Below are 21,057 nucleotides of genomic sequence, written 5' to 3' on the forward strand. Positions count from 1 at the left end.
CACAAGCGCAGTTTCGGCCGGCGTTAGACAAGAGGTATTTTGATATACCACTGCACGACATTGAGTTTCGTGAGCGTCCCCGGAACACCCCTACACTACCAATGAGCGCAGAACAGCCACTGGTGCTCATCGTTGAAGATGAGCCTGACCTCGCCGATCTGTACGCAACCTGGCTTAGGAACGACTACAGCGTTCGTGTCGCCTACGGCGGCCGCGAGGCGCTGGATAAGCTCGACGACGAGGTTGACGTTGTTCTCCTCGACCGTCGAATGCCCGACCTCTCGGGCGACGAAGCGCTCTCGGAGATACGGGATCGCGGCTTCGAGTGCCGCGTCGCGATGGTGACCGCGGTCGAACCCGACTTCGACATCATCGCCATGGGCTTCGACGACTACCTCGTCAAGCCCGTCTCGCGCGAAGCGCTGACTGACACCGTCTCTAACCTCATCCTGCGAAACGCTTACGACGTCGGGATTCAGGACCTGTTTTCTCTCGCGTCGAAGAAGGCGCTCTTAGAGTCCGAAAAAGACGAAGCGGCGCTCGAAGATAACGAGGAGTATCAACAGCTCACCGCCCGGTTGACCGAACTCCGGCGCGAACTCGACGAGACGCTCGGTCAACTCGACGAGACCGAGGGAATCTCCGCAGTCTACCGAGACATCGGCGGCGAAGTCGATATCGACAGCTCCTAATCGGGTGCGAGCGTTCCGGACGCCGACCCTTTCATCTCTCTTTCCCGCTTTCGCGCGTCCACAGCGCTGTTTGCGACGTCGATGATTACTTGCGACACGTGTTCACTTAATTAAGTTATTTTCATATCAGATATACACGAAAAATTATATTTCGCGCTCGCTCCTTGGGGTAAGTGCACATGTCCGACGACAGCAACCAGATGGTCGCGTACCTCCGTCAGAACCCCCGCATGATGGGCGTCCTGTTCACGCTCACGCTCCTGCTCTCACAGGCCGGAAGCGTGGCCGCCGGAAACACCAGTATCATCTACGGCCCATAATCACGAGAGAAATTCGCAGTCCCAATAGACCGTATCGTCGTAAACGACCGGAACCTGTTCTAGCGCGAGGAAGTCTCGGAGTTCCTCCTCGGTGAGTTCGATATTCTGGAGTGCACCCGAGGAGAGATGGTAACCGTAGTCTCCAGGTAGTGCTGGCCTAATTAGGAACCCTAACCCACTCCGCGATGTCGGGTACGCGTTGTACGACAGTTCGTAAGTGTCCGAGTCAATGTGCTCGACCTCGCAGAGTATCGCGACTCCACTTTCGGCTTGGACTACAGAGAGGCTCCCGTCCCCGACCACGCCGTACTGGTGGGCGATGTCGCTGTCGGTTCGGACCACGTCGAGGGACGCCTGCAGCGGGAACCCGCCGTTAAGCAACCGGGCCAACGTGCGTCCCACGCCGACCGCCTGACTGTTGATGACCTCGCTGAACGTGACGATGCCGCCGATAGCGCCGGCCTCGACGAGCGCGAGTCCCTGGTCGTACGACTGGCACGCGTTGAGGAAGAACGCGCCCGTCCCGACGCGGTCGAGCGTCTCGGCGTCGACCCGACCGTCGCGGCACTGGAACCCCTCGTCGTCGATGTGGCCGATGTAGTGGAGGAAGTCAGTCGGCTCGGCGAGTAGCTCCCGAAGCTCCGCTCGGCTGAGGTCGTAGTGCGCGTCCACGTCGAACGACAGCCCGTCGCGCGAGCCGTACACCTCGTCGACGATGTCCGTCTCGGCGAGCATCTCGGGGTCGTTACAGACGACCGTGATGCCGATATCTCCCTGCGTCGGCTTGCGCTGGAGGCGGTTCCGGTAGGCGGCGGGCGTGGTCTTGCTCGCACCGACCGGCGTTCCGTCGCTTATCCACGCCTGCTCGACCGAGTCGGTCGAACTGGGCTTGACGTACGTCTCGTTCGGTGTCGTCGTGCCCGCGCTCCTGACGATGTCGTCGCGGAGGAAATCGTCGACGACGGCGGCTTGCACCTCCGAGTGGGAGACTTCGGTCCCCGTCGGCGTCCTGACGACCGCGAGGTCGTTCGTGATGAACGGCAGGAGTTCGATGTTGTCGGTCTGCGGCGCGACGTGCGTCGTCAGCTTCCACTCCGGAACGAGGTCGGCGATGTGCTCGTAGGGTATCTCGAAATACGCCGAGAGCTGCTCGCCGAGCGACGCGTCGTACAGCCGCTCGACGTCGATGTCCGTCCGCGACTCGACCGTCTGACGCTCGTGGAGCGGCACGTCGTAGATGCCCTCCGTCCGCACGACGCAGTCGAGGAAGAACGTCCGTTTGAGCGCGCGCGCGACCGACTCCTCGAAGCCATGGGGGCCGTCGAAGTCGTGGACGAACCCGTCTTCGGCGACGAGTCGGGGCGCGTCACCGGGGACGAGTCTCGCGCCGAGGTAGTACGCCAGCGGCGTCGCCACGAAGATGTGACTCAGCGTCGGCGGGAGTTCGATTCGGACGCCGGTGTCGGGGACGTGGAGTCCCTCGGGGATATCGAGTTCATCACCCAGTTCGAGGAGCGGCGGGTGACCTCGGAGCGTGGGGTACGACCGCTCGACGCTCGTGGTCTTGAGCGCGGAGCTGAACGCCGAGACGGCCTCCATCACGTCCAGTGGGTCGTCGGTCGTCGTGACCGTCGTCGCGGGGCTCTCGTGTGACGACCGTGCACCGACGTACACCGTCTGCGGCTTCTCGAACGAGAGGACGGTTTCGAGCGGCTTCGCGTCGACGGTCAGCGGTCCCTCGACTCGGAGATACGTCTTGACCGCACCGAAGAGCTCGATGCTGTAGGTTTCCGCACCGAGTTCCTCGTGTCCCTGCTGGTCGACCTGCGCGAGCATCGACCCCGCCTCGTCGCGGACGCAGACGACCGTGTTCGCCGCCAGCCCGATACGGTCGGTCTCGATGCCGACCGCCGCGTCCGTCGGGAGCGAGAACCGATGCCGGTCGGCCGGCTCGGGCGCGACCGGCGACGGCGTGCGAAGCATGAACTGGTGGCGTTCGACGTTGTCCCGAACGACCAACCCCGCGCCTTCCGAAGGGAGCGAAAAGCCGACTTCCAGCGTGGAAGACGCGTCAGTCCGCTTGCCCTGCCCGGACGATTCCATTGAGTCTATGTGACACGATTAGGGTAAAAAACGTATTGGTCGTGAGAAGTTCACGGTTCCAACGGGAACCAGCCGGACGAGACCTCCTTCCCACGGAGGTGCCAGCGTTGGCGAGCCTCCGCGCCCTCGACGTCGAGTTCGACGACGGCGTCGAACAGCGGTTCGAGCATCCGGTTTATTTCGTCCTCGCGGTCGCCGGGAGACCAGACGTGGACCATCCCGTTTCGCGCGCGGACGTGAGACGTCATGACGTGAAGAAACCGAAACACGTGGTCCCGCTCGTACCGCGAGAGGAGCGACGGCAGACAGTCGAACGCGACGCGGAGTTCGGCCGGAGAGAGCCCCCCGGCGAGGCTGTCGAACTCGGTCACGTCGGTCGCGAGTTCCGCGCCGAGTTGGCCGAGGCCACCGCTCACCCGGCGTTCGCAGGTCTCGACCGCAGTCGGGACGGCGGCCGACGGTGACGACGACGCCGTCGCACTCCGTTCGAGCGTCGAGTACCGCACCACGCGGGTCCACTCCTTCGAGCGCTGGATATCGGCGTCGAGACGGGTGTCGAGCGGCGTCGAGTCGTTGAGAACTAACAGGCGGCGTCGCGGCTCGTCGGGAGCGCCGAGCATCTGCTTGGACGCACGCGAGTAGAGTTCCGTCGGAACCGACCCGACGACGAGGAGCGCGCTCCCTCGTCGCTTGAGGTCGTCCAGCCCGAGTTGGAACGTGGACGTGTCCTCCGTCACAGCGATGTCCGTGTCACCTCCCGAAGCCATTCGTGTTGCACGAGGAAACCATATTTAATAATACTTTGCGTGTTGGTCTCTCGAAATGTGCCATCATGTGTCATTATCGATGGTGCACTCTGAGTGGGGCGTGGTCGGCCGCTTCGGCCACCCGAGACGGCCGAGTCGACTACCCCGTCGCCCGGACCGTCAGCACGGGCACCGGCGCGGTCCGGACGACGCGCTCGGTGACGCTCCCGAGGAGCACGCGTTCGACGCCCGTCCGGCCGTGCGTCGCCATCGCGATGACCTCCGCGCCGTGTTCCGTGGCGTAGTCGAGAATGGTTTCGTGGGGCGCGCCCCGCCGCACGGCCCCGACCGTCTCGATGCCGCGGCTCTCGCCGCGTTCGACGACCTCGTCGACGACGCGTTGGCCCTCCTGCTCCAGCGTTTCGAGGACCGTCCCGCTGATGATACCCGCGTTGTCTCGCGTCGTGTTCACGACGAACAACACGTGTACCGTCGCGTCGTACCGCTCCGCGAGGTCGAACACGTGCGGTATCGCCTGTTCGGCCGCCGGACTCCCGTCGACGGGGAGCAGGATTTCGTCGTACATCGCTGGATGTACGCGCCCGAAGTGTGTGAATGCTTCGCATACTCACGAAACTCGCTCGTTCGAGAAAAAGCGGGTTCCGGGTGTGGTCCGGTCGGCTCAGTCGCTGACGTACGCCTCGATACGGTCCATCGCCTCGCGGAGTTCGCGCATCCCCGTCGCATAAGAGACCCGAAGGTGGCCCTCGCCGCCCTCGCCGAAGACGCTCCCCGGGACGAGCGCGACGTTCTGTTCTTCGAGGAGGCCCTCGGCGAACGCCTCGTCGTCGCCGTCGGGAGCCTCCGGGAAGACGTAGAACGCCCCTTTCGCCTCGAAGCAGTCGAGTCCCATCTCCTCGAAGCGGGCGAGGACGAACCGCCGGCGGCGGTCGTATTCGCGGCGCATCTCGTCGACGGAGTCGTCGCACGACCGCAGGGCTTCGAGCGCCGCGTACTGCGCCGTCGTGGGCGCCGAAAGCATCGCGTACTGGTGGACCTTGTTCATCGCGTCGATGGCTCCGGCCGGCCCCATGGCGTAGCCGAGGCGCAGGCCGGTCATGGCGTAGGCCTTCGAGAAGCCGTTGAACACGATGGTTCGCTCGCGCATGCCGGGGTGGGTGGCGATGGAGGCGTGGTCGTCCTCGTACCGGAGGTCCGAGTAGATTTCGTCGGAGAGCACGACGAGGTCGTGGTCCCTGACGAACGAGGCCACGTCGGCGAGTTCGTCGTCGGTCATCACCGCGCCGGTCGGGTTGTTCGGGTAGCAGAGCACCAACACGTCGGCCTCGTCGGCCCCGGCGGCTTCGAGCGCCTCAGGCGTGAGTTTGAACTCGTCTTCGGCGCGGGTCGGCACCGGGAGCGGTTCGCCGCCGGCGAAGATGGCTCCCGGCGTGTACGAGATGTACGACGGCTGGGGAATCGCCACCACGTCGCCGGGGTCGACGAACGCCCGGAACGCGAGGTCGACCGCCTCGCTCGCGCCCGTCGTGACGATAATCTCGTCTTCGGGGTCGTACTCCTGTCCGTAGCGGGTGACGCGCTCCGAGATGGCCTCGCGGAGTTCGCGCATCCCGCGGTTCGACGTGTAGGAGGTCTTGCCGCGTTCGAGCGAGTCGATGGCGGCGGTCCGGGCAGCCCACGGCGCGGAGAAGTCGGGTTCGCCGACGCCGAGGGAGATGACGTCGTCGACCTCCTCGGCGAGTTCGAAGAACTTCCGAATCCCCGACGGCGGCACCTGTTTGACGCGGTCCGAAAGCTGGTCGCCGAGCGTCATGGCGACACGGAGAGCCGGTCGTCGTCGTCGCCGTCGCCGAGTTCGATGCCCTCCTCCTTGTAGGAGTCCATCACGAAGTGCGTGACCGTCTTCGTGACCTCGGGGATGGGGGCGATGCGCTCGGAGACGAAGTTCGAGACGGCGTGCATCGACGCGCCCTCGACCTCGATGAAGAAGTCGTAGTCGCCGGAGACGAGTCGCAGCGTGGCGACCTCGGGGAACCGCGCGATGCGGCGGGCGATCTCCTCGTAGCCCGTCTCGCGGTCGAGTTCGACGTCGACTTCGACCTGCGCCCGGACGTGCTCCTCGTCGACGTTGTTCCAGTCGACGACCGCCTGGTAGCCGCGGATGACCCCGTCGTCTTCGAGTTCCTCGAGCGCTGCTGCCACTGCTTCGGCGTCTGCGCCCAGTTGGCGGGCGATGTCATCTACGCTCTCGCGAGCGTCGTGACGCAGCAAGTCGAGCAGTGACTGCTTGTCCATGGACAGTCCGTTGCGGGCATCCGTAAAATGGTTTGCCCAACCGGGCGGAATTGTCGTGTTACACGGTAGCAGTAGTCACAAATGACGACGGTCCCGCCCGGCGGAACACTATTCCACCGTCGGCGGAAACGTGTCCGGCATGAACGCCGAGTTCGATTGGCTCACTCTCGACGACGACGAAGAGGTGCTCTGGGCCGACACCCCGCATCCCTACAGCCTCGTGCCCTCCTTCATCGTCGGCGTCCCGCTCTCGCTCGTCCTCGTGGGCATCCCGCTCCTCGTCGGGTCGTACCTCTCGCACAAGAACACGAACTACGTCGTCACCTCCGACGCGCTCTATCGGAAGACGGGCGTCCTCTCCCGGAGCGTCCAGCGCATCGAGTTCGACAAGGTACAGGACACCTCCTACAGTCAGACGTTCCTCGGCGCGCAGTTCGGCTACGGCTCCGTCAACATCAGCACCGCCGGTGGAAGCGGCATCGAGATGAGTTTCCAGAACGTCGCCGACCCGCAGTCGCTCCAGACGCTCGTCAACGAGCGAATCAAGCGCCGCTCCGGGCCGGAGACCGACGCGGAGGGGAAGGCCGCCGTCCTCGACGACATCCTGACCGAACTCCGCGCGATTCGGCAGGCCGTCGAAGGCGATGAAGCCGCCACCCCGGGCGACGATGGTCCCGACGAGGTCGGAACCGAGTCCGCCTCCGACGCGTCGGCCGACGCGCTCGAACCGAGCGACTTCGAGTTCGACGCGACGACAGACGAGCGATGACGACCGACTCAGCGACCGACTCGGAGACAGTCGCGGCCATCGACGACTGGCTTGCCCGCGGCGACGACGAGACCGTCCGCTGGGAGGGTCGGCCGCGGATACAGACCGTCATCCCCGCCGCAGTCGTGGGCCTCTTCATCCTCGTCGCCGTGGCCGTCGCGGCCGCCGCGAACGGCGTGCCCGAACTCGCGGTCGTCGGCCTCGTCGGACTCCTCCTGCCGGCGTGGTCGTACCTCCGCGTCACCAACACGCGCTTCGTCGTCACCGACAGGGCGCTCTACCGGAAGACGGGCGTCCTCTCTCGGACCGTCCAGCGGGTCTCCCTCGACCGCGTCCAGAACAGTGGGCTCTCGCAAGGCGTTACGGGGTCGCTGTTCGGCTACGGGACCGTCTCGGTCGAGGCCGCTGGCGGCGGCGCAATCAGCTTCGAGGACGTTGACGACCCCGGTGCCGTCCGCGACCGAATCGAGGGCCGGAACGACCGCGATGGCGACGAGATTCCCGGCACGGTCGAGCAGTGGGTCGCCGTCCGCGACGAGGTGCGGGCGCTCAGGGCGGCGTTAGAGCGGTAAGGAAAAACGGTAGTTTTCGGTTTGCGGCGCGGGTTCGCGTCGCGTCAGTCGTCGTCCGCCGCCGGAGCGGCGGGACCGGGCTGTGCCGTGCTGTTCCCCGAGAAGCCGACGCCCGCGAGGACGAAGGCGAACAGCACGAGCGGCGAGAGGTAGCCGAAGAAGTAGTACCACATGTAGTCGAACGTCGCCACACCCAAGACACCGGCCATGTACGCGCCGCCGGCGTGCCACGGGAGGAGCGCGCCGGTCGGCGTCCCGGCGGACTCGATGGCCTGCGAGAGGTCCGAACTGTCGAGGCCGAACTCGTCGTAGGTGTCGCGGAGCGTCATGCCGGGGACGACGATGCTCATGTACTGCTGGGCGGTGAGCGCGTTGGTCAGCATCGCCGAGAGACCGGTGGAGGCGACGAGCAGGCGCGGGCTCCGAATACCGCGCTGGAGGCGGTGGGCGAGGACGGCGAGCACGCCTGTCTGTTCGAGCAGGCCGCCGAGCGTCAGCGCCGCGACGACGACGGCGATGGTCCACGCGGAACCGGAGACGCCGCCGGAGGCGAGCAGGCTGTTGACGAGTTCGGACCCGGTCTCCGGGCCGGTGCCGCTCATGAACGTCTGCCACGCCGTGACGAACGACGCGCCCTGCACGAGGATGCTCGTGAACGCGCCGGCGAACGCGCCCGCGAGGAGGACCGTCAGCGCGGGGTAGCCCGCCGCGGCGAGGCCGAACGTGACCGCGAGCGGCAGGAACGCGAGGAGCGTGATGTCGTACGAGGAGGCGAGGGCGGTCTGAATCTCGGCGATTTGGCCGGCCGGAATCGCGCCGGTGATGCCGAGGCTGAGGACGACGAAGCCGACGAGCGAGAGGCCGAACGCGACGGCCGTCCCGTTCCGCATCGCGTGGATGTGGTCGTAGAGGTCAGTGTTCGTGACGGCGGCTGCGAGGTTCGTCGTGTCGGACAGCGGCGACTGCTTGTCGCCCGCGTACGCGCCGGAGAGAATCGCACCGGCGGTCATCGGTTCGGGGACGCCGAGCCCGGAGCCGATGCCGATGAAGGCGACGCCGAGGGTGCCGACCGCGGTCCACGACGAACCGATGGCGAAGGTGGCGATGCCGACGAGGAGCGCCGTCGCGGGCAGGAACACCTGCGGCGACAGCAGGTCGAGACCGTAGTACATCAGCGCCGGAATCGTCCCCGCGGCGACCCACGTCGAGACGACGCCGTAGATGACGAACAGAATGAGAATCGCCTGTAGTCCCATCGCCAGGCTGCGTTCGATGCCCTCGTAGAGGTCCTCCCAGGTGTAGCCCCAGACGAAGCGACCGAGGAGGCCGACCAGTGCGATACTCCAGATGAGCGGGATGTGCGGGTCGAGTCCCAGCCACGCCGACCCGAGACCGAGGAAGGCGACGAGCCCGAGAACCGGAACGAGCGCCTGTTTGAGCGTCGGGCGCTGCTCCGGGGCGATGTCGTCGTACGACCGCGGTGTGTACCTGTCAGTTCCCATCGTAGCTCAATAAATAACTTTAGAGCATAAAATTGTGTCGTGTTATGCTTCAAGTGCATTGTTATGCAATGACGTACTTTTGTTTGACAATATGATGCCTGTCAGTAATTCATCGAGCGAGTGGCCCCGAGCAGTTGCGCCGAACGTTCAATTATTCCGATAGGTCGATATTTCGGAACGTGTCAACGAATAGGGAAACAGCCATACCGGAGGCGCGCCACGGGTCGGGCATGGCCCTCGACGAGTTCTTCTTGTTTCCCCTCGGGTTGGTCGCCCTCTTGGGAGCGGTCCCCCTCGTCATCCTCTATCTGTTGCGGCCGGAGCCGGTCCGGCGCACCCTTCCGACCTTCCGGTTCCTCGCGGACTCGGCGGGGCGAAACGCGTCGAACCCCATCTTCGATCGCCTGCTTCGGAGCCTGCTCCTCCTCATCCAACTGCTCGCGCTCGTCGCGCTCGTCGGCTCGCTGGCGACGCCGTACCTGATGGTTCCCGAGTCGGAGACGGTCCAAGAGACCGTCCTCGTCGTGGACACGAGCGCGAGCATGGGCGTCCGCGACGGCGGGGGAACCCGATTCGACAGCACCCTCGCCGCGGCACGAGACGAGGTCTCCGGCACGACCTCAGTCGTCGCGGCGGGGTCGAACGCGAACGTGGTGCTCCGCCGGGGGAGCGCGACCGAAGCCCGCGCCGCCCTCGACGACCTGCGCGCGAGTGCGGCACCCGGCGACCTCCGCTCCGCGATTACTGCCGCCGCCTCCATCGCCGGCGAGGACGCCCGCGTCGTCGTTCTGAGCGACTTCGCGGACGACTCGCCGTGGAGCGACGCGGTCCGCGAGGCCCGCGCCCGCGGCCTCGTGGTCGAACTCCAGCAGTTCGCGGGCGGCGGACAAGGCAACGTCGGCATCGTCGACCGGCGCTTCTCCGGCGCGAACGTCACCGTGACGGTGAAGAACTACGGCGACTCGGCGGCGACGCGGACGCTCTCGCTCGCCGGAGCCACCCGAGAGGTTCGTATGGACCCCGGCGACGTGGCGACCGCGACGCTCCCCGTTCCCGCGGGCGGCGGGCGCGCCGAACTCTCGCCGGGCGACGCCTTCCCGACCGACGACGCGCTGTACGTCGCGGCCCCCGAGGACGCCTCGGTGGACGTGCTCGTCCTCACGAACGACGAGAACCGCTACCTGACGGCCGCGCTGTCGGTCATTCCCGAGGTGTCGCTGACCGTGGACAACCCGCCGACGGCCGTCTCGACGAACTACGACGTGATTATCTACAGCAACGTCAACCCCGGTCGCCTGCTCTCGGGCAACGTCGAGGCCGGCCGCGAGGTCGTCGCCGACGGCGGCGGCGTGGCGATTCAGGCCCAAGAGGAGTCGCCGAGCTACGGCGACCTCCAGCTCGTCTCGCAGGCGAGCATCGAGACGAACCCGACCATCGGGACCGTCGAGAGCCACGAGATAACCCGCGACATCACCTTCCCGCCGCCGACCGAGTACGTTGCCGGCGACCTTCGGTCGGGTCAGTCGCTCGTGACCACGACCGGCGGCACCTCGCTCGTCGCCGTCGAGCGCCGCGGGGCCGGGCGCGTCCTCTACTACGGCTTCATGGAGGACAGCTCGGCGTTCAAATACAACTACCAGTACCCCGTGTTCTGGAAGCGCTCGGTGTTCTACCTCGCCGGGCGCTCGACGCTCTCCGAGCTGAACCGGGCGACCGGCGGGTCGCTCGCGGCGGGCGCGAATCAGACCGTCGAGACGCCCGCGGGCGAGGCGACCGGCCCGGAGGTCCGCCTCGCCGACGCCGGCTTCTACCGCGTCGGCGACGAGCGGTTCGCGGCGTCGCTCCTCAGCGAGGCCGAGTCCGACGTGGTCGCCGCCTCGCTGGACGGCGAGTCGGCCCCCTCGGACTACCCGACGCGGGTCGAAGAGCGCGAGGTTCCGGACCCGCTCATCGAGTGGGCCGCGTTAGTCGCGCTCGCGGCGACGATGGTCGAGTTAGCCTACCTGCGCCGGCGGGGTGACCTCTGATGGCGGCGCTCGGGTCGGCGTTGGCCGCGCTGACAGCGCTCGACGCTGTCGCCGCCACGGCTCCCGCCGCCGCGACGACGCCCCTCGCGTGGACGGTCGAGGCCGCCGGTCGGACAATCGGCGTGCAGCGCCCGCTGTTCCTCGTCGCGCTCCCAGTGGCCGCGCTCCTCGCGTGGGCACTCATCTTCCGCGGGGCGGAGGGGACTGCCGGCGGGCGCTCCCGGCGACTCCTGTTCGCGTCCCGATTCCTCGTCGTCCTGTGCCTGGTCGTCGCGGCTGCGGGACCGTACACCGTCACGACGCGGATGTCTGACGGCGACCCGCAGGTGACACTCCTCGTCGACGACTCCGACAGTGCGGCCGTCACCGAGGACGTGGCGTCGCAGCTCGCGGCGGACATCGAAGCCGAGGGCGTCCCCGTCACGACTTCGACGGTCGCCCGCGGCGAGGAGTCGCCTATCGGCGACGCCGTCGCGGCCAATCTCAGGCCCAACGGAACGGTCGTCCTCGTCTCGGACGGGCGGGTCACCTCGGGGCGGAGCCTCGCGTCCGCGACGACGCTCGCTCGCGACCTCAACGCGACCGTGAGCGCGGTCGCGCTCGAACCGACCGACACCGAACACTACGTCACCGTCAGCGGCCCGTCGAAGACCAGCGTCGGCGTCGAGAACGCGTTCCTCGCGCAGGTCGACGGAGTCGTCTCCGAGGACGCCGAGGGCGCAACCGTCGAACTCGTCGTGGAGGTCGACGGCGAGGAGGTCGCCCGCGAGACGGTCAACACGACCGGCAGCGTCGAGTTCTCCCAGACGTTCGAGACCACCGGGACCCACCGCGTCACCGCCCGTATCGAGAGCGACGACCGCTTCCAGACGAACGACGTGTTCCGCAAGACGGTCCGCGTGGTCGAGCCGCCGCGGGTGCTGTACGTCTCCCGCGGCGACTACCCGTTCCGCGACTACCTCTCGGAGCTGTACGACGTGGAGACCGCCGAGGCCGTCCCCGCGGACCTCTCGTCGTACCACGCCGTCGTCTTACAGGACCTCCGGGCCGAGGACGTCGGTAACACAGAGTCGCTCCAACGGTTCGTCATCGACGGGGGAGGTCTCCTGACCGTCGGCGGGCGGAACTCGTTCGAAAACGGCGGCTACGACGGGTCGAGCCTCGCGTCGATGCTCCCGGTCACGACCGGCGAGGGCGCGTCCCAGCAGACGAACCTCGTGTTCGCCATCGACGTCTCCGGCAGCGCGGAAAGCGGCATGCGCGTCCAGAAGTCGGTCGCGCTCGACGCGCTCGACCAGCTCGGCGACGAGAATCAGGTCGGCATCGTCGGCTTCAACTACCGCGCCTACGAGGTCTCGCCGCTCCGCCCGCTCGGGCCGAACCGCGAGTCGACTGCCGACCTCATCCGCCGGCTTCAGTCCGGCGGTGCGACCGACATCTCCGTCGGCCTCGAGGGCGCGGCCCAGCAACTCGGCGACAGGCGCGGGACGATTATCCTCATCAGCGACGGACACGACCGGTTCCAGGACGCCGCGAGGGTCGCGGACCAACTCGGCCGCGACGGGGTCCGCGTCATCACCATCGGGACCGGCCCGAGCCCGAACGAACAGACCCTCCGGACCATCGCGCGGGCGTCCGGCGGGAACTACCTCAGGGCCAGCGAGACCGACCGGCTCCGCATCCTCTTCGGCGGGTCGAACCGCCAGTACGCCGGCGACGGCCTCACGGTCGTCGACCAGAACGACTTCGTCACCGCCGGCGTCGAACTGACCGCGAACCCCGGCAGCGTCAACGACGTGTCGGTCAGGAGCGGCGCGAACTTCCTCGTCGCGGCCGACGACGGAACCCCCGCGGTCGCCTCGTGGCGCTACGGCCTCGGCCGCGTCGCCACCATCACGACGTACGCAGGCGATGGCACGCTCGACGGCCTGCTCCAGAGCCCCGACTCGCTCCTGCTCACGAAGTCCACGAACTACGTCATCGGCGACCCGGAGCGGAAGGCGACCGGCGTCGCCGAGGTGGCGGACACCCGCGTCGACCAGCCGACGACCGTCGTCTACCGCGGTGGCGAGCGCCCGCGGGGCGTCGAGGGGCTGTCCTTCTCGGCGGTCGACTCCGGCGTCTACGAGGCGACGGTCGTCCCCACCGAGACGGGCTATCGGGACGTGCTCGACACCGCCTTCGCGGTGAACTACCCCGCCGAGTACGCCGGGTTCGGCCGGTCGGCCGCGCTCGAAGCCGCCGTCTCCGACAGCGGCGGGACGATGTACGACCCCGAGGACGCGACCGAAATCGCCGCCTCCGCCCGCGACAACGCCGCCGGTGTCCAACCCGTCCGCGACGACTGGGCGGCCGCGTTCGTCGCCGTCGCGTTCCTCCTCTACCTCGCCGAGGTGCTCGTCCGGCGTCTTCAAGTGTATCGGGGTCGAACGCAAAGTGAAGGTGGTTTGATATGAGCGCCCTGGGTCGGTCCCTGAACCTCGGTCTCGTCCTCGTCATCGTCCTCCTCACTGCCGGAACCGTCGGCGCGACGATGTTCTACCAGTACTCGGTCGATTCGCTCGACCAGCAAAACGAGCAACTGCGCGAGCGAAACGAGGCGCTGGAACAGGACCTCTCGCAAACCCGACAGAACCTGTCGGCGACGCAGGCGGAGCTACAGGAGCTGAACAGCAGCCTCGAACGCACCCGCGGCGACGTCTCGCAGGTCGCGAACAACCTCGAAGACACGGAGTCACAGCTCGAATCGACCCAAAGCGAGCTGTCGTCGACCCGGAGTGAACTCCAAGAGACCGAAAGCAATCTCCGAGACGCCCGCAACCGTATCAGCGAACTCACGGCGACGCTCGACGAACTCGAAGAACAGCGCAACCAGCTCGAAAACCAGATAGACGACCTCGAAACGGATAACGAGGAACTGGAGGAGACGAACGCCGAACTGGAGACCCAGATAGAGACGCTCCAGTCCGACATCGCCGACCTCGAAGACCAGGTCGACGACCTCGAAGCCGACCTCCGGCGGGCCTGTTCCGAGTTCGAAGACGGCAACGAACCGGCGGTGTGCGATGGTGTCTGAAACACCCTCGTCCGAACCGGGCACCGACGACGCACCTGACACATCCGACGCGACCGCCTCGGCCGCCGACTCGGACGCGGGAACCGCCCGCCGCGAGGCGATGGCCGACGCCGTCAGCGAAGTTCGCCGGGAGGCCGCGAAGGCCGCCGTCGTCTCCAGCGTCGTCGACGCCGCGGTCGCGACGCTGTTGGCGAACATCGCGTTCCGGGTCGTCGAGTTACCCGTCCAGTCGGCGGTGTCGCTCGGCTTCCTCCCGCGGGTCGACCCGGCCGTCTCGGTCCACGTCGCCGTCCCAATCGCCCTCGCGGTGGGCCTCCTCGTCGGCGTCGCGGAGTACCTCATCCTGATGCGGGTACCGCCGGTCGAGCAGTTCGAGGCGGTGAACCCCTCGATCGCCGAGGCGCTTCGGACTGCCCGCGACCTCGTCGCCGACGAGGGGAACCCGAACCGCGATTCGCGCATGTCGGTCGCGCTCTACGACGACGTGCTGTCCCGCCTGCGGGAGTCGTCGTCGGTGGAGTTGCTCCCGACCCGGCGTATCGTCGGCGCGCTCCTCGTCGCCCTGCTCCTCTCGGCGGGGAGCATCCAAGTCGCCGTCTCGGACATCCAGTTCGATGGGCTCGCCGGCGACGGCGGACCGGCGGGCGACAGCCTCGACCAATCTGACGAGGAGGCGGAGCTCCAGAACGGGAGTTCGATTCTCGGCGACCCCGAGGACGTGGCCGCCGGCTCGGAGCAGTTGAACGCCACCGTCGCCGGGACCGGCGGGAGCGGTGACGGACCGGGGTCGTCGGCTGCGGCCTACGACTCGACCGGCTACGGCGGCGACAGCGCCGTCGAGAGCCAGCGCGCCGGCTACCTCGCCGACGACACGCTCGAAGAGGCTGACCTGATTCGCGACTACACCCTGAAGATACGAGAGAACGAAGATGAGTGACAAACGAGACTGGCTCGGCGACGACGGACAGCAGACCGCGGCTGAAGGCGATATCGCGGTCGAGACAGACGACGACCTCGACCTCAGCATCGAGGACCTCCAAGCGAGCGTCGCGGCGGTCAAAGACGAGGTCGGAAAGCGCATCATCGGCCAACACGACGTGGTCGAGCGACTGCTCGTCTGCGTCCTCTGCGACGGCAACGCGCTGCTCGAATCGAACCCCGGACTGGGGAAGACGACGCTCGTGCGCGCCCTCTCGGACGCGACGGACCTGCAGTTCTCGCGGGTGCAGAACACGCCCGACCTGATGCCCTCGGACATCACGGGCACCGAAATCATCCGCGAGACGCCGGACGGTCGGGACTTCGTGTTCGAGCGCGGCCCCATCTTCTCCAACGTCGTCCTCGCCGACGAGATAAACCGGGCGACGCCGAAGACGCAGGCCGCGCTCCTCGAAGCCATGCAGGAAAAGCAGGTGACCGCCGCGGGCGAGACCTACGAGCTTCCGGACCCCTTCTTCGTCCTCGCGACGCAGAACCCCATCGACCAGGGCGGCACCTACCCGCTCCCCGAGGCGCAGACCGACCGCTTCCTGATGAAGATTCTCGTCGACTACCCCGAGTTCGACGAGGAGCGGACTATCGTCAAGCAGTACGCCGAGGGCGGCGCGTCGCCCGAAGTCGAGCGCGTCCTGCCACGGACGCACCTGCTCGCGGCCCAACGACTCGTGCGGCAGGTCCCCATCTCCGACGACATCCGCGACCGGACCATCGAACTGGTCCGCAGGACCCGCGAAGACGAGCAGGTCGAGTTCGGCGCGAGTCCCCGCGCGAGCATGGCGCTCGTCCTCGCCGCGAAGGCGCGGGCGTTCGTCCACGGGCGCACCCACGTCTCGTGGGAGGACGTGGTCGAGATGGCCCCGCCGGTCATCAGACACCGCATCATCCTCGACTTCCGGGCGGAGCGCGAGGGGCTCGACCCCGACGACGTGATTGCGCGGCTGTTGAACGAGTGACGGACCGATGATAGACCCCGGCTTCCTCGACGAACTCGACCGCTTCGACACCTCGCTGAAGCGTGTCTCGAACGCCCGACTGCAGGGCGACCAAGAGTCGCCGGACGTGGGCGAGGGACTCACCTTCAGCGACCACCGGCGGTACGCCGCCGGCGACGACCCGCGGCTCATCGACTGGAAGGTGTACGCCCGGACCGAAGAGCTGTTCATCAAGCGGTTCGAGGCCGAGCGGAACCTGACGGTCCACGTCCTCCTCGACACCTCGGCCTCGATGGACTTCGGCGAGGGCGACACGAACAAGTTCGAGTACGGCGCGAAGCTCGGCCTCGGTTTCTGCCACCTCACCGCCGAGGAGAACAACGACTTCCGCTTTTCGCTCCTCGGTGACCTGCCCGACCGCATCGACACCGACGCGTCGAGCCGCGGCGAAGTGCTCCGGCTCGTCGAGCGACTCAACGAGACGACGCCCGGCGGCGACGGCGATATCACGGCCGCGCTCTCGACCTACGCCGAGACCATCCGCTCGCGGTCGCTCGTGGTGGTCGTGAGCGACCTGCTTTTCGACCCCGACGACGTCGCTTCCGGCCTCGCCGCACTCGCGCGAAACGACGTGCTCGTCGCGCAGGTGCTCACTCCCGAGGAACTCGGTCCGGAGGCGACGGGCGACGCCATCTTCGAGGACCCCGAGTCCGAGGCGACGCGCCGGACCTACTTCGGGGGGTCGGCGGCGCGACAGTACACCGACCGGCTCCAGAGCCACCTCGCGGCGGTCGACGAGCGGTGTCAGGCGCTCGGCATCGAGCGCGAACTCGTCGACACCGGTGAGGACTTCTTCGACACGTTCGCCGACCTCTGGCTCGGCGCGCGGCTCGGCGGGGAACGTCGCGGCCGCGGCTAACCCGACTCCCGACCCAACATCGCCGCGGACCGCGAGCTTTTCACGAATCACCCCCCATTGGCCGGTGTGACGGAGACACAGGAGCGCCGCGTAGTCGGCCTCGTCGCGGGCTCACACGTCGTCAACCACGCCTACCTCGTCGCGCTCGCGCCCGTCATCGGCCTCGTCGCCGACGACTTCGGCGTGAGTATCGCCGCCGTCGGCCTCGCCATCGGCGTCCAAGGCGGGGTCGTGACGCTCCTGCAACTCCCCTTCGGCTACCTCTCGGACGCGCGGAGTCGGACGCTCGTCCTCGCTATCTCGCTCGTCGCCGGCGCGGCGGGTATCGTCGCCACCGCGCTCGCGCCCTCGTACCTGTGGCTTCTCGCCTCACAGACGCTCCTCGGCGTCGGCATCGCGGGCCACCACCCCGCGCACTACCCGCTGTTGGCGACCGCCTCCTCGGAGACGAACCGCGGGCGGGCGTACTCGCTGCACGCCCTCGGTGGCTCGCTCGGCTTCGCCGTCTCGTACGCCATCGCCGCCGGCGTCGGCGCGCTCGGCTTCGGCTGGCGCTGGACCATCGCGGCCATCGCCGTCTTCGGCGCGGCGTTCACGCTCGTCGCGCTCCCGGTCGCCCGCGGGTTCCCCGAGCGAATCCGGAAGCCGGCCGCGGAGGACCGCCCGACTGCTCGCCCCACGCTCGCGGGGATTCGGCGGGGCGCGTCGGCACTCCTCTCGTCGTCGGGGCTGATGGGGCTCGCGCTCCTCTCGTTTCTCACCTCGGCGGCCGCGTGGTGCATCCGGACGTACTCGCCGCAACTGCTCACCGCCGGCTACGGCCTCGCGTCGGGCACGGCGAACCTCCTCGTCTCGGGGATGCTCGTCGTCGGCGCGGGGACGATTCTCGTCGGCGGCGCGCTCACCGACCGCGTCGGCCCCGGAACCGTCGCCCTCGTCGGCTACGCCGCGCTCGCTGGACTGGCGGCGCTCCTGGCGAGCGGGTCGCTCCCGCTCGCGCTCGTCGTGTTGATTCTCCCCTTCAGCGGGACCATCAGCGTCTCCCGGCCCGCGCGCTCGACGCTTGCGGACCGCCTCTCCGAGCGCGCCGACCTCGGGAAGAACTTCGCCGTCGTCACCATCGGCATCTCCCTCGGCGGGGCCGTCGCGCCCCCGGCGTTCGGGGCGCTCATCGACCTCGCCGGCGTGCGCGTCACCTTCGGCGTCGTCGCCGTCCTCGGCCTACTCTCGTTCGGGCTGACCCGGTGGCTCCTCCGCCGGGTGGACGGGTCGGCGCGTCAACCGCAGGCGGCCCCGAGCGACTGACGGCGGCGCGTTCACGCTCCCGGTCGCCCCGGTGCTTCGCGCTCAGAACTCGTCTCCTCGACCCACGAGTACCCCGAGTGCGATGCCGACGACCGCGCCGAACCCGGCACCGAACGGCCCCAGAAACGCGAACCCCGCGCCGCCGAAGACGAGCGCCGGAATGAACACCGAAATCGGCGAGACAGCAGCGGACATGCCCCACGATTCCGCCCCACAAAGTTGAATCTATTGACACTTATTAGTCACGGGTGCCCGAATCTTGATTCCCTTCTCCGGGCACGTTCATGATGACAACAATTCATAACTAAGCGGCCGTCGCGCGTCTCTCCGAACGGTGGTGGACATGGCAGCAACATCCGAGAAAGAACAACAGCACCGAGACTCGTTCATGCGCGTGGCGGACGAACTGTGGAACAAACGCGAGTACGAGGTCATCAGAGAGGAGTACGACCCGCTGGTCGAGGTCCACGCCTTCTCTGACCCCGACGGCATCATCGGGACCGACGCGGTCGAGGAGTGGGCGCGGCGGTACCACGACGCCTTCTCCGACTTCCACGTGGAACTGTTCGACGTGGCGGCGCGAGACGACAGCGTGTACGCCCGGTATCACCTGACCGGCACCCACGACGGGACGCTCCGAAGCGCTCGCGGCGACATCCCGGCGACCCACCGCAAGATGGACACGTGGGGTATCGTGCAGGCGCGCTACGAGGGCGGCTTGTGCGTCGAAGAGTGGAACAGCACCGACATCATGACCATGCTGTCGCAACTCGGCGTCGCTCCCGAGTGAACCGACCGAGTCGCGAAAAACAACCGTTTTTGGTCGCTATCCGGACCACTCGCCGCGAACGTCGTCGGCGACCGCATCGCGCCACATGCCGAACCCCTGTTGACAGATGGGGCTCTCTTCGAGGTGGTCCATGAACCCCTCTCCTTCGCTCTCCAGTTCGTCGAGGCAGAACGGGCACCGAGTCGGGTCGTCCCACGTGTGTGCGATGACCGAGGGTTGTACTTCCTGGGACATACCCACCAATACGCGATAATACTTGATAAAATTTGGTCGTTGGCGACATCTTGCACCACTTGTCTATCCACACCGAGTCATTGTACTCGATTCTAAACTGAGTCACATCCCGCTGTCACCGTGTTATCGTGGCTCGCTCGCGTCGGCGTGCCGCCGAATCGTAACCCTATACACGACTCGGGGCCGCGTTCTATCCGTGAACTACATCTCGTGGGCGGTCGTCGCGCTCGGGGCCTACTCGCTCGTCGCGCCGCTGATGAAAGTGGCGACGACGGGACAGGGGAAGATTCCGAGCGACGTGGCCGCGCTGGTCGCCAACACCGTGCTCGTCGTGGGAACCGTCGGGGTCATCGTCGTCTCCGGGCAGAGCGTCACGGACTCGGTCGTGAGTTCGAAACTCCCCTACGTCCTCGCCGCCGGTGCCTGTCTCGCGGTCGGCATCCTCTCGTACTACCGGGCGCTCGCGCTCGGCCCCGTCTCCATCGTCGCCCCCATCTTCGGGATGTTCCTCGCGATTTCGTCGGTCGTCGGCATCGTCGCGCTCGGCGAGCCGCTGACGGTGCGCAAGGTGGCCGGTATCGCCTTCGCCGTCCTCGCAATCGCCCTCGTCTCCATCGACTGAGCAGTCATCTCGGAGCCGCCGAAGGCGACGCGGAACTGCCGCGGGCCAACCGCTTTTGACGCTCGCGGGCCAACGTGGCGACATGGTACTCCTGGAATCCGACTCCGAACTCGAACGCGGCGACGCCGCCCCCGACTTCGAACTCCCCGGCACCGACGGCGAGACGTACTCCCTCTCGTCGTTCGACGACTCCGACGCGCTCCTCCTCGTCTTCACCTGCAACCACTGTCCGTACGCGAAGGCGAAGTTCGAGGAACTGAACCACCTCGCGAGCGCCTACGACGACCTCGCGGTCGTCGGCATCAACCCCAACGACGCCGAGGACCGCCCCGAAGACTCCTTCGAGAAGATGCAGGAACTCGTCGAGGACGGCACGATTGGGTACACTGCCTACCTCCGCGACGAGTCGCAGGCGGTCGCCGCCGAGTACGGCGCGGTCTGTACGCCCGACCCGTTCCTCTTCGAGAACACCGGCGATGGCTTCGAACTCGCGTTCCACTCCCGCATCGACGACGCGATGAGCCCCGACGACGAGGTGTCCGACTACGAGATGCGGACGGCCGTCGAGGCGCTCCTCGCCGGCGACGACATCCCCGTCGAGGAGTACCCCTCGCAGGGCTGTTCCATCAAGTGGAAAGACCAGTAAAATAGCGCAATCGGAAGCGATTCGACCGGCTCGCGGGCGGCTCTACTCGTCGCCCAGGAGGGCGTCGCGGGCGTTCTCCACCGCGGCTTCTTTCTTCGCCGGGTAGGCCTCGACTTTCGCGCGGAGCGTGAGCCCCCCGCCGCGACGGGCCTCGCCCTTGAACGCGGCCTGTTTGTCCAGTCGCAGGAAGAACTCCGTGTTGTCCGTGACGCGCTGGTCGAGTTCGTCGAGGAGCGTCTCGAAGTCGGGGAGGTCGCGAATCTTGGCGAGGACGTGCCGCACGTCGTTGGCGCGCTCGACGCGCGCGGAGAAGACGATGATGCGGTCGCCGTGGTGGCCGGTGCTCTCGACGCGATCGACGTCGAACTCGTCGGGGAGGAACGTCCGAAGCGCCTCCTCGACCCGTTTTTCGTCTTCCGTCTCGTAGCAGAACGTCCGGAGGTCGATGTAGTGGAAGGGAACGCGTGGCATAGTGGGTCAGGGAGGC

General features: G+C 67.2%; 23 protein-coding genes. 14 read left to right on the plus strand and 9 right to left on the minus strand.

What is annotated here, in order from left to right:
• Positions 1–101 precede the first annotated feature (101 nt).
• Together C5B90_RS01070 and C5B90_RS20680 are read left to right on the plus strand one after the other, a co-directional pair.
• Positions 102–692 (plus strand): HalX domain-containing protein, encoded by a 591-nt coding sequence (locus tag C5B90_RS01070; protein WP_115878389.1) that lies wholly within the window; start codon positions 102–104, stop codon positions 690–692.
• Between the two features lie 179 nt (positions 693–871).
• Positions 872–1,012: a hypothetical protein gene (locus tag C5B90_RS20680; RefSeq protein WP_199517422.1), complete on the plus strand. Its 141-nt coding sequence runs from the start codon at positions 872–874 to the stop codon at positions 1,010–1,012.
• Here C5B90_RS20680 and C5B90_RS01075 read toward each other — a convergent pair whose 3' ends face one another.
• The 5 genes from C5B90_RS01075 to C5B90_RS01095 form a co-directional block, all read right to left on the minus strand.
• On the minus strand, positions 1,013–3,031 hold the full coding sequence (locus C5B90_RS01075; protein ID WP_115880519.1) for a hypothetical protein: 2,019 nt from the start codon (positions 3,029–3,031) through the stop codon (positions 1,013–1,015).
• 134 nt (positions 3,032–3,165) lie between these two features.
• A complete protein-coding gene (locus tag C5B90_RS01080; protein ID WP_115878391.1) occupies positions 3,166–3,882 on the minus strand; it encodes a hypothetical protein in 717 nt (238 codons plus the stop codon).
• Between the two features lie 139 nt (positions 3,883–4,021).
• On the minus strand, positions 4,022–4,447 hold the full coding sequence (locus tag C5B90_RS01085) for a universal stress protein (RefSeq protein WP_115878393.1): 426 nt from the start codon (positions 4,445–4,447) through the stop codon (positions 4,022–4,024).
• A 96-nt stretch (positions 4,448–4,543) separates the two neighbouring features.
• Entirely contained in the window at positions 4,544–5,695 is a 1,152-nt protein-coding gene (locus C5B90_RS01090) for a pyridoxal phosphate-dependent aminotransferase (protein WP_115878395.1), read from the minus strand.
• Positions 5,692–6,183 (minus strand): Lrp/AsnC family transcriptional regulator, encoded by a 492-nt coding sequence (locus tag C5B90_RS01095; RefSeq protein ID WP_256364939.1) that lies wholly within the window; start codon positions 6,181–6,183, stop codon positions 5,692–5,694. The genes C5B90_RS01090 and C5B90_RS01095 overlap by 4 nt, the downstream gene beginning before the upstream one ends.
• A 133-nt stretch (positions 6,184–6,316) precedes the next feature.
• Between C5B90_RS01095 and C5B90_RS01100 the strand changes: the two genes are divergently transcribed.
• Positions 6,317–6,946, plus strand: coding sequence for a PH domain-containing protein (locus tag C5B90_RS01100; RefSeq protein WP_115878397.1), 630 nt, complete (start codon positions 6,317–6,319; stop codon positions 6,944–6,946).
• The gene (locus tag C5B90_RS01105; RefSeq protein WP_115878399.1) at positions 6,943–7,518 is read left to right on the plus strand and encodes a PH domain-containing protein; all 576 of its coding nucleotides are present in this window, start codon (positions 6,943–6,945) and stop codon (positions 7,516–7,518) included. The genes C5B90_RS01100 and C5B90_RS01105 overlap by 4 nt, the downstream gene beginning before the upstream one ends.
• A gap of 44 nt (positions 7,519–7,562) precedes the next feature.
• Here the strand turns inward: C5B90_RS01105 and nhaC are convergent, their stop codons facing one another.
• Entirely contained in the window at positions 7,563–9,020 is a 1,458-nt protein-coding gene (nhaC, locus tag C5B90_RS01110) for a Na+/H+ antiporter NhaC (protein ID WP_115878401.1), read from the minus strand.
• Between the two features lie 230 nt (positions 9,021–9,250).
• Here nhaC and C5B90_RS01115 point away from each other — a divergent pair, with 230 nt between their 5' ends.
• The 7 genes from C5B90_RS01115 (at position 9,251) to C5B90_RS01145 (ending at position 18,278) form a co-directional block, all read left to right on the plus strand.
• Positions 9,251–11,047 carry a BatA and WFA domain-containing protein gene (locus tag C5B90_RS01115; RefSeq protein ID WP_115878403.1) on the plus strand — a complete coding sequence of 599 codons (1,797 nt, stop codon included), beginning with the start codon at positions 9,251–9,253 and terminating at the stop codon, positions 11,045–11,047.
• Positions 11,047–13,503 carry a VWA domain-containing protein gene (locus C5B90_RS01120; RefSeq protein ID WP_115878405.1) on the plus strand — a complete coding sequence of 819 codons (2,457 nt, stop codon included), beginning with the start codon at positions 11,047–11,049 and terminating at the stop codon, positions 13,501–13,503. Before C5B90_RS01115 ends, C5B90_RS01120 begins: the two co-directional genes overlap by 1 nt.
• A complete protein-coding gene (locus C5B90_RS01125) occupies positions 13,500–14,123 on the plus strand; it encodes a chromosome partitioning protein (RefSeq protein WP_115878407.1) in 624 nt (207 codons plus the stop codon). The genes C5B90_RS01120 and C5B90_RS01125 overlap by 4 nt, the downstream gene beginning before the upstream one ends.
• Positions 14,113–15,060: a hypothetical protein gene (locus tag C5B90_RS01130; RefSeq protein WP_199517423.1), complete on the plus strand. Its 948-nt coding sequence runs from the start codon at positions 14,113–14,115 to the stop codon at positions 15,058–15,060. The genes C5B90_RS01125 and C5B90_RS01130 overlap by 11 nt, the downstream gene beginning before the upstream one ends.
• Positions 15,053–16,075: a MoxR family ATPase gene (locus C5B90_RS01135; protein WP_115878409.1), complete on the plus strand. Its 1,023-nt coding sequence runs from the start codon at positions 15,053–15,055 to the stop codon at positions 16,073–16,075. The genes C5B90_RS01130 and C5B90_RS01135 overlap by 8 nt, the downstream gene beginning before the upstream one ends.
• A 7-nt stretch (positions 16,076–16,082) precedes the next feature.
• Positions 16,083–16,973: a DUF58 domain-containing protein gene (locus tag C5B90_RS01140; RefSeq protein ID WP_115878411.1), complete on the plus strand. Its 891-nt coding sequence runs from the start codon at positions 16,083–16,085 to the stop codon at positions 16,971–16,973.
• Between the two features lie 66 nt (positions 16,974–17,039).
• On the plus strand, positions 17,040–18,278 hold the full coding sequence (locus C5B90_RS01145; RefSeq protein ID WP_115878413.1) for an MFS transporter: 1,239 nt from the start codon (positions 17,040–17,042) through the stop codon (positions 18,276–18,278).
• 42 nt (positions 18,279–18,320) lie between these two features.
• Here the strand turns inward: C5B90_RS01145 and C5B90_RS20685 are convergent, their stop codons facing one another.
• Positions 18,321–18,473: a hypothetical protein gene (locus tag C5B90_RS20685; protein WP_199517424.1), complete on the minus strand. Its 153-nt coding sequence runs from the start codon at positions 18,471–18,473 to the stop codon at positions 18,321–18,323.
• A gap of 148 nt (positions 18,474–18,621) precedes the next feature.
• Between C5B90_RS20685 and C5B90_RS01150 the strand changes: the two genes are divergently transcribed.
• Positions 18,622–19,068 (plus strand): ester cyclase, encoded by a 447-nt coding sequence (locus tag C5B90_RS01150; protein ID WP_115878415.1) that lies wholly within the window; start codon positions 18,622–18,624, stop codon positions 19,066–19,068.
• A 36-nt stretch (positions 19,069–19,104) separates the two neighbouring features.
• Here C5B90_RS01150 and C5B90_RS01155 read toward each other — a convergent pair whose 3' ends face one another.
• A complete protein-coding gene (locus C5B90_RS01155; RefSeq protein WP_004063678.1) occupies positions 19,105–19,302 on the minus strand; it encodes a hypothetical protein in 198 nt (65 codons plus the stop codon).
• 196 nt (positions 19,303–19,498) lie between these two features.
• On the opposite strand from C5B90_RS01155, the gene C5B90_RS01160 reads away from it, so the two are divergent.
• Together C5B90_RS01160 and C5B90_RS01165 are read left to right on the plus strand one after the other, a co-directional pair.
• A complete protein-coding gene (locus C5B90_RS01160; protein ID WP_058827118.1) occupies positions 19,499–19,924 on the plus strand; it encodes an EamA family transporter in 426 nt (141 codons plus the stop codon).
• A gap of 82 nt (positions 19,925–20,006) precedes the next feature.
• Positions 20,007–20,570 (plus strand): thioredoxin family protein, encoded by a 564-nt coding sequence (locus C5B90_RS01165; RefSeq protein WP_115878417.1) that lies wholly within the window; start codon positions 20,007–20,009, stop codon positions 20,568–20,570.
• Between the two features lie 42 nt (positions 20,571–20,612).
• On the opposite strand, the gene C5B90_RS01170 is transcribed toward C5B90_RS01165, so the two are convergent.
• On the minus strand, positions 20,613–21,041 hold the full coding sequence (locus C5B90_RS01170; protein ID WP_058567318.1) for an RNA-binding protein: 429 nt from the start codon (positions 21,039–21,041) through the stop codon (positions 20,613–20,615).
• Positions 21,042–21,057: the final 16 nt, after the last annotated feature.

Source organism: Haloferax sp. Atlit-12N (assembly GCF_003383095.1).
In the GTDB taxonomy this organism is placed as follows: domain Archaea; phylum Halobacteriota; class Halobacteria; order Halobacteriales; family Haloferacaceae; genus Haloferax.